At 68.5% G+C, this 6478-nt stretch carries 9 protein-coding genes; 6 read left to right on the top strand and 3 right to left on the bottom strand.

What is annotated here, in order from left to right; genetic code table 11:
• Nucleotides 1–93: 93 nt before the first annotated feature.
• Nucleotides 94–573, bottom strand: a complete 480-nt coding sequence (locus I71_RS24730) for a hypothetical protein (RefSeq protein WP_042699893.1) — start codon at nt 571–573, stop codon at nt 94–96.
• 29 nt (nt 574–602) lie between these two features.
• Here I71_RS24730 and I71_RS24725 point away from each other — a divergent pair, with 29 nt between their 5' ends.
• The 6 genes from I71_RS24725 to I71_RS24700 all read left to right on the top strand — a co-directional run bounded on the left by I71_RS24725 (nt 603) and on the right by I71_RS24700 (nt 5317).
• Nucleotides 603–1223 carry a hypothetical protein gene (locus I71_RS24725; protein ID WP_280109914.1) on the top strand — a complete coding sequence of 207 codons (621 nt, stop codon included), beginning with the start codon at nt 603–605 and terminating at the stop codon, nt 1221–1223.
• Between the two features lie 112 nt (nt 1224–1335).
• Nucleotides 1336–2253, top strand: coding sequence for a sulfite exporter TauE/SafE family protein (locus tag I71_RS24720; RefSeq protein WP_042699888.1), 918 nt, complete (start codon nt 1336–1338; stop codon nt 2251–2253).
• Between the two features lie 16 nt (nt 2254–2269).
• The gene (locus I71_RS24715) at nt 2270–3037 is read left to right on the top strand and encodes a TIGR02186 family protein (RefSeq protein ID WP_042699885.1); all 768 of its coding nucleotides are present in this window, start codon (nt 2270–2272) and stop codon (nt 3035–3037) included.
• A gap of 18 nt (nt 3038–3055) precedes the next feature.
• Complete coding sequence (locus tag I71_RS24710) at nt 3056–3577, top strand: universal stress protein (RefSeq protein ID WP_042699911.1); 522 nt, start codon at nt 3056–3058, stop codon at nt 3575–3577.
• A gap of 167 nt (nt 3578–3744) precedes the next feature.
• On the top strand, nt 3745–4302 hold the full coding sequence (locus I71_RS24705; RefSeq protein WP_042699908.1) for a NifU family protein: 558 nt from the start codon (nt 3745–3747) through the stop codon (nt 4300–4302).
• 64 nt (nt 4303–4366) lie between these two features.
• Nucleotides 4367–5317 (top strand): DUF1848 domain-containing protein, encoded by a 951-nt coding sequence (locus I71_RS24700; protein ID WP_042699882.1) that lies wholly within the window; start codon nt 4367–4369, stop codon nt 5315–5317.
• Here the strand turns inward: I71_RS24700 and I71_RS24695 are convergent.
• Both I71_RS24695 and grpE read right to left on the bottom strand, forming a co-directional pair.
• Complete coding sequence (locus tag I71_RS24695; protein WP_042699878.1) at nt 5298–5663, bottom strand: response regulator; 366 nt, start codon at nt 5661–5663, stop codon at nt 5298–5300. The two genes, I71_RS24700 and I71_RS24695, sit on opposite strands and share 20 nt — an antisense overlap.
• A gap of 153 nt (nt 5664–5816) precedes the next feature.
• Nucleotides 5817–6431 carry a nucleotide exchange factor GrpE gene (gene grpE / locus I71_RS24690; protein ID WP_042699875.1) on the bottom strand — a complete coding sequence of 205 codons (615 nt, stop codon included), beginning with the start codon at nt 6429–6431 and terminating at the stop codon, nt 5817–5819.
• Nucleotides 6432–6478 lie beyond the last annotated feature (47 nt).

Raw genomic sequence — 6478 nt, 5'->3', positions numbered from 1 at the left:
TTAAGGAATCCCGCGGCGCGATTTGCGCCTCAGATCGCGACAAGATTGCCGGCCGCAGTGCATTTTGCAACTGCGGCCGGTTCGCGTTCGGGGTCAGTTCAGCTGGTCGTCCACCACCGGCCGTTCCGGCACCGTGAGCCGGGCGCACAGCAGCGCCATCGCCGTCCCGCTGTCCGGGGCGGCCACCGCCCAGCGCTCCGGACGGTCCGGACGCGGGACCGTCAGCAGCCACAGCCGGTCCTTCTCGCTGAAGCGTTCGTTCAGCAGCGTGTATTCCCGCGGACCCAGGCGACGCAACTCGTTCAACCGGGCCTGCAGTTCCACCGCCTGGGCGTTGCGCACGGCCACCGCATCCTCGGCCTGACGCAGTTCGGTTTCCAGCCGCCGCACGTCGCGGCGCAGGGAGTCGGTGGTCTGGGTCAGCTCCATCCGGCCATGGTGCAACTGCAGCCGGCGACGCTGCACGCCGGCGATCCGGTTGCCGATCCGCAGAACCGACACGGTGATCCAGCTGAGGCAAGCCGTCAGGATCACCATCTCGAGCCCGAGCAGCAGCGGCGTTTGCGTGCCCATCCTCTCCCCCCGCCCTTCCGGCACGCTCCTTGCTGCGTGCCCGCCTGCGGTTCAGCAACCGGCGTGCCAGGGATGGTCGGCATGAACGGCGGCGGGTATTGGGCGGGAATGGGGTGGCGATGGAGGCGGTGCGGACGATCCTCGATTCGGCGGTTCCGCTGGTGGCGGCGCTGGCGGTGCTGTGCCACCTGTGCTGGGTCGCCATCCGGCGCAGCTGGGAGCGGGTGGCCGGACTGGACCGGCTGCGGCAGTCGGTGGTGCCGCTGATGGAGCGCCAGCGCGCCGAGTCCGAAGCCCTGGCCGACCTGACCTGCCGGCTTGAGGAAGCCAGGGGCCGGCTGACCGCCGCCGAACAGCGGGTCAACCATATCCAGCGCCAGATCGACACGCTGGACAAGGAACCGCCGGTCTTCCTGCACAGTCTCGGCGCCCCGGGGGGCAACCGGCGCCGCTTCCGGGCCGACGCGCAGTTCGACACCACCGTCGCCGCCGCCGCCCGCGCCGCGGGAAAGCCGGTGAACCCGGCCTGGCGCTATGGCAACCGCATCCTGGTGCATGCGCTGGACCTGCAATCCGCCCGGCGCGAGGCCGACCATGTCTTCCCACAGAAGGGCGGCTATCAGGTCTTTTTCCACGCGCCGGTGCCCTGACCTCCTTTCCGCCCTGGTCCTAACCCCAAAAGCCGGTGCTGCGGTCTTCCGCCTCCGTGCCGGCTCGGGTAAGCTGCCGATCCCGCCGCCCATACCGACAGATCGTCCCTCCATGCAAGTCTATCTGCCGATCGCCGAAATGTCGGTCAATGCGCTGCTGGTGCTCGGCATGGGCTGGCTGGTGGGATTCCTGTCGGGGATGTTCGGGGTGGGCGGCGGCTTCCTGATGACGCCGCTGCTGATCTTCATCGGCGTGCCTCCCGCCATCGCCGTCGGCACCCAGGCCAACCAGCTGGTCGCCGCCAGCGTGTCGGGTGTGCTGGCTCACTGGCGGCGCGGCAACGTCGATGTGAAGCTGGGCGTGGTGATGCTGGGCGGCGGCGTGATCGGCACCGCCGTGGGGGTGTGGATCTTCGGCATCCTCCAGCGGCTGGGCCAGATCGACATCGCCATCACCCTGTCCTACGTCTTCTTCCTCGGCACCATCGGCGGGTTGATGCTGGTGGAAAGCAGCCGCGCCATCCTGCGCCGCCGCGCGCCGACGGCCAGGCGCGGCAAGCTGCACCGCCACATCTGGCTGCATGGCCTGCCCTTCAAGATGCGGTTCCAGCGCTCCAAGCTGTATATCTCCGCCCTGTTGCCGGCGGGGATCGGTGCGGTCGGCGGCATGCTGGTGGCGATCATGGGCATCGGCGGCGGGTTTCTTCTGGTGCCGGCGATGATCTATCTGCTGAACATGCCGGCCGGGCTGGTCGCCGGCACCTCGCTGTTCCAGATCATCTTCACCACCGCGGCGGCAACCATGCTGCAGGCCGCCACCAACCAGACGGTGGACGCCATGCTGGCGCTGCTGCTGCTGATCGGCGGCGTGATCGGCGCGCAGTTCGGCACCAAGGCCGGCAGCCGCCTGCGCGGCGAGACCGCCCGGCTGGCGCTGGCGATGATCGTGGTGGCGGTGGCGCTGAAGCTGGCCTGGGACCTGTTTTCCCGTCCCGACGACCTTTACACCCTGACAATGGGATTGCGCTGATGGCGGGATTGCACTGATGGGCATCCTTACCAAACGCCGTCTGGTTCGGGCCGGCGCGGCGTTGGCCGGGCTGCTGCTGGGTGGCACGGTGGCGGCGACGGTGTGGGCGCAGCAGCTGGTCGCCGACCTGTCGAGCCACCTGATCGCCATCACCACCGGCTTCACCGGCACGGAGGTCGTGCTGTTCGGCACCACCGACGGGGCGGGCGACGTCGCCATCGTCGTCACCGGGCCGCGAGGCCCCGCCACCGTCCGCCGCAAGCAGCGGGTGGCCGGCATGTGGATGAACACCGACAGCCTGCGCTTCGACCAGGTGCCCGGCTTCTACACCGTGGCGGTCAGCCGGCCGCTCGACCAGCTGGTCGGCCGTCCGTTGCTGGAACGCCATCAGCTGGGTCTGCCGCAGCTGCAACTGCCGGCCGACGCCACCCTGCCGCCGGACGAGCTTGCCGCCTACCGCAGTGCGCTGATCCGCAACAAGCAGCGCCAGGGCCTGTATGCCATCTCGATGGGGCAGGTCGCCTTCCTGGGCGAACGGCTGTTCCGCACCAACATCTATTTTCCGGCCAATGTCCCGACCGGGCTGTACAATGTCGAAGCCCTGCTGATTCGTGACGGCGACGTGGTCAGCGCCCAGACCACGCCGCTGGTGGTGTCCAAGATCGGGTTCAGCGCCGAAGTGTCCGACTTCGCCCGCAACCGCCCGGTCGTCTACGGGGTGGCCGCCGTCATCGGCGCCATCGCGGCCGGCTGGGCGGCCGGCGCCGCATTCCGCCGGGTCTAAGCCGAGAGGGTGATCGAGATGACCGACGCAACGCAGTCCACGCCGCCGGGGCCTCCCGCCCAGCCTCCCGCTCCCAAGCCGGTGCGCATCTTCCTGGTGGTGGTCGACGACAGCCCGGAGCTGAAGGTGGCGCTCCGCTATGCCTGCCTGCGCGCCCGCAAGTCGGGCGGCAAGGTGGCCCTGCTGACCGTCCTGGAAAAGGGCGAGATGCAGCACTGGCTGGCGGTGGAGAACCTGATCCGCGAAGAACAGCGCGCCGAGGCGGAGCAGATGCTGCAGAAGCTGGCGCGCGAGGTCAACCAGCTGACCGGCACGCTGCCGGCGCTCTATGTCCGCGAAGGCAACCGCACCGAGGAGGTGCTGGCCCTGATCGGGGAGGAGCCGAGCATCTCCATCCTTGTGCTGGCCGCCGGCACGGATCCGGAAGGCCCCGGCCCGCTGATCTCCTACTATACCGGCCGCGGGCTGGGGCGGTTGCGCATCCCGCTGACCATCGTCCCCGGCGGACTGAGCAACGAGGCGCTGGACGCGATCACCTGAGTAAGGATAGGCGCCGAAGACAGGGCGCGCATGCCGGACACCGAATACCCACACAACCCGGGTCCTTGATCCGCCCGGCATTTCGGCCCAGATTTCCCCCAATCGTTCCGCGTCCCGATCCCGGGCGCGCCGGCGGTTCCATTCCGCCGCCGATGGAGGACCAGACCATGTTCATTCAGACCGAGCAGACGCCCAACCCGGCGACTCTCAAGTTCCTGCCGGGGCGTGACGTGCTCGGACGCGGCACCGCCGACTTTACCAGCCGCGAGGATGCCGCCCGTTCGCCGCTCGCCCAGCGCCTCTTCGAGATCGAGGGCGTCGTCGGCGTGTTCCTGGGTGCCGATTTCGTCACCATCACCAAGACCGATGCCCGCGACTGGTTCCTGCTGAAGCCGTCGATCCTCGGCGTCATCATGGAGCATTTCACCGCCGACCGCCCGGTCCTGCTGGAGGATGGCGGCGACGGCCATGCCGCGGCGGCGAATGCCGACGACGAGGAGATCGTCGAGCAGATCAAGGAGCTGCTGGACACCCGCGTCCGCCCGTCGGTCGCCCAGGACGGCGGCGACATCACCTTCCAGGGCTTCGAGCGCGGCGTCGTCTATCTGGCGATGAAGGGGGCCTGCTCCGGCTGCCCCAGCTCCACCGCCACGCTGAAGCACGGCATCGAGAACATGCTGCGCCACTATATCCCCGAAGTGGTCGAAGTCCGCGCGGTCCAGTAAGGATCGCCCGTGTGGATGACGGCCCGCCCTTGATGCGGCGGGCCATCATTCCCATGCTGGCTGCATGATCATCTCCGCCAGCTACAAGACCGACATTCCCGCCTTCTACGGGCGCTGGTTCCTGAACCGCCTCGACGCCGGCCATTGCCGGATGGTCAATCCTTACGGCGGCCAGACCTACCGCATCGACCTGACCCGGCCGGCGGTCGATGGCTTCCTCTTCTGGACCAAGAATTTGGGGCCGTTCCTCGGCGCGCTCGACAGCGTGGCGGAGCGGGGCTTTCCCTTCGTCGTGCAATACAGCGTCACCGGCTTGCCGACCACGCTGGAGCGCTCAGTGCCCGCCTGGGAGACGGCTGTCGGCCATCTGGCGCTGGTGCGCGGGCGCTGGGGAGCGCGGGCTGCCGTCTGGCGCTACGACCCCATCGCGTTGACCGACGTGACCCCGCCTGCCTGGCACCGCGAGACATTTGCCACCATCGCCCGTGCTCTGCGCGGGGTGACCGACGAGGTGACGGTGTCCTTCCTCCAGCCCTACCGCAAGACCGCCCGCAACCTTGCCGCCGCCGGCATCGCTTGGCGCGATCCGGAGGTGGAGGAGAAGCGGGCGCTGCTGACGGAACTGGCTGAAATCGCGGCAGGGGAGGGAATGGCGCTGACGCTCTGCACCCAGCCGGACCTTGTGGGCACGCCCGGCACGGCGCCGGCCCGCTGCGTCGATGCGCTGCGGCTGTCGGATGTCGCCGGCTATGCGGTGGCCGCGCGGGAGAAGGGCAACCGTCCCGGCTGCCTGTGTGCGCAAAGCCGCGACATCGGCGACTATGACAGCTGCCCGCACGGCTGCGTCTACTGCTACGCCGTCGCCGACCGCGGGACCGCGCGGCGACGCTTTGCCGCGCACGATCCGGAGGGAGAGTTTCTGGTGCCGCTGCCTCAGCACCCGAAAGTCCCCTCTCCCCCCGGGGAGAGGGGGACATCCGGAGGGAAAGGAAACCTTACGGACAGACCTTCCTGACCGTCTCCACCAGCTTTTCCGGATTGAACGGCTTCACCAGCCAGCCGGTGGCGCCGGCTTCGCGGCCGGCGGTCTTTTTGGCCGGGTCGGCTTCGGTGGTCAGCAGCAGGATCGGGGTGGCGCGGTTGAGCGCCGAGGCGCGGATGGCGCGGGTCAGGGCCAGCCCGTCCAGGCCGGGCATGTTCAGGTCGGTGATGATGCAGTCGAACTTGCGCTGGTTGACCAGGGCGAGGCCGGCATTGCCGTCCGACGCCTCCGCCACCTCGTAGCCGGCGCCTTTCAGCGTGAACCCGACCATATCGCGGATGGTCTTGGAATCGTCGACGGTCAGGACGCTTTTGGGCATGAAACGGCTCCGTTTTAGGCCGAAAGGAATAGAGGACAGCCCTAGGCAATTTCCCGCCGACCGTCAACCACCGGCATTCCCTAGTCCCGGCAACAAAATACCCCCAGCCCGGCGGTGGATTTGCCGAACCGGGGGTTTGCACAAGCTGGATTGTTACGCTTTCGTATCGACATGCTGGCCGCCGGCGTCGCCGCCCTTGGCGACACCGACCATCGCCTCGCGCAGCAGGCGGCCATGGATGGTGTAGCCGGGCTGCAGAACCTGCACGACGGTGCCGGCTGCCTTGCCGGTGTTCTCGATCTCGAACATCACCTGATGGAAGTTCGGGTCGAACGGCTCGCCGGCCGGATCCAGCTTCTTGATGCCGGCGCGGTCGAAGGCGGCAAACAGCTGGCGCTCCGTCGCCTCGACGCCGACGGCAAGGCCCTTCAGCATCTCGTCCTTCTCGCGGCCCTCGGCCGGCACGGCGTCCAGCGCGCGGCGCAAATTGTCGGCGACCGACACCAGCTCCTTGGCGAAGCTGGACACGGCGAACTTGGTGGCGTCCTCGCGGTCGCGCTGGGCACGGCGGCGGGTGTTCTCCGTTTCCGCCATGGCACGCAGAAGCTGGTCCTTCAGGCTGGCGACCTCGGCCTCCAGCTTGGCGACGCGGTCCTCGGGCGAACCCGCAGCCGTCTGGCCGGCTTCCGTCTGGTTGGCGGCGGTATCGGTGGTGGTCTCGGTCGGCTCCACCGCGGCGTCGGAGGGCTTGTTCTGCTCTTCGCTCATGGTCTTCTCAATTCTTGCTTCGTCAAAAGGCGGCGGGAGTGAGGAGG

Source organism: Azospirillum sp. B506 (assembly GCF_000333595.1).
GTDB lineage: Bacteria > Pseudomonadota > Alphaproteobacteria > Azospirillales > Azospirillaceae > Azospirillum.
This window is presented reverse-complemented; position numbering and strand designations above follow the sequence as displayed.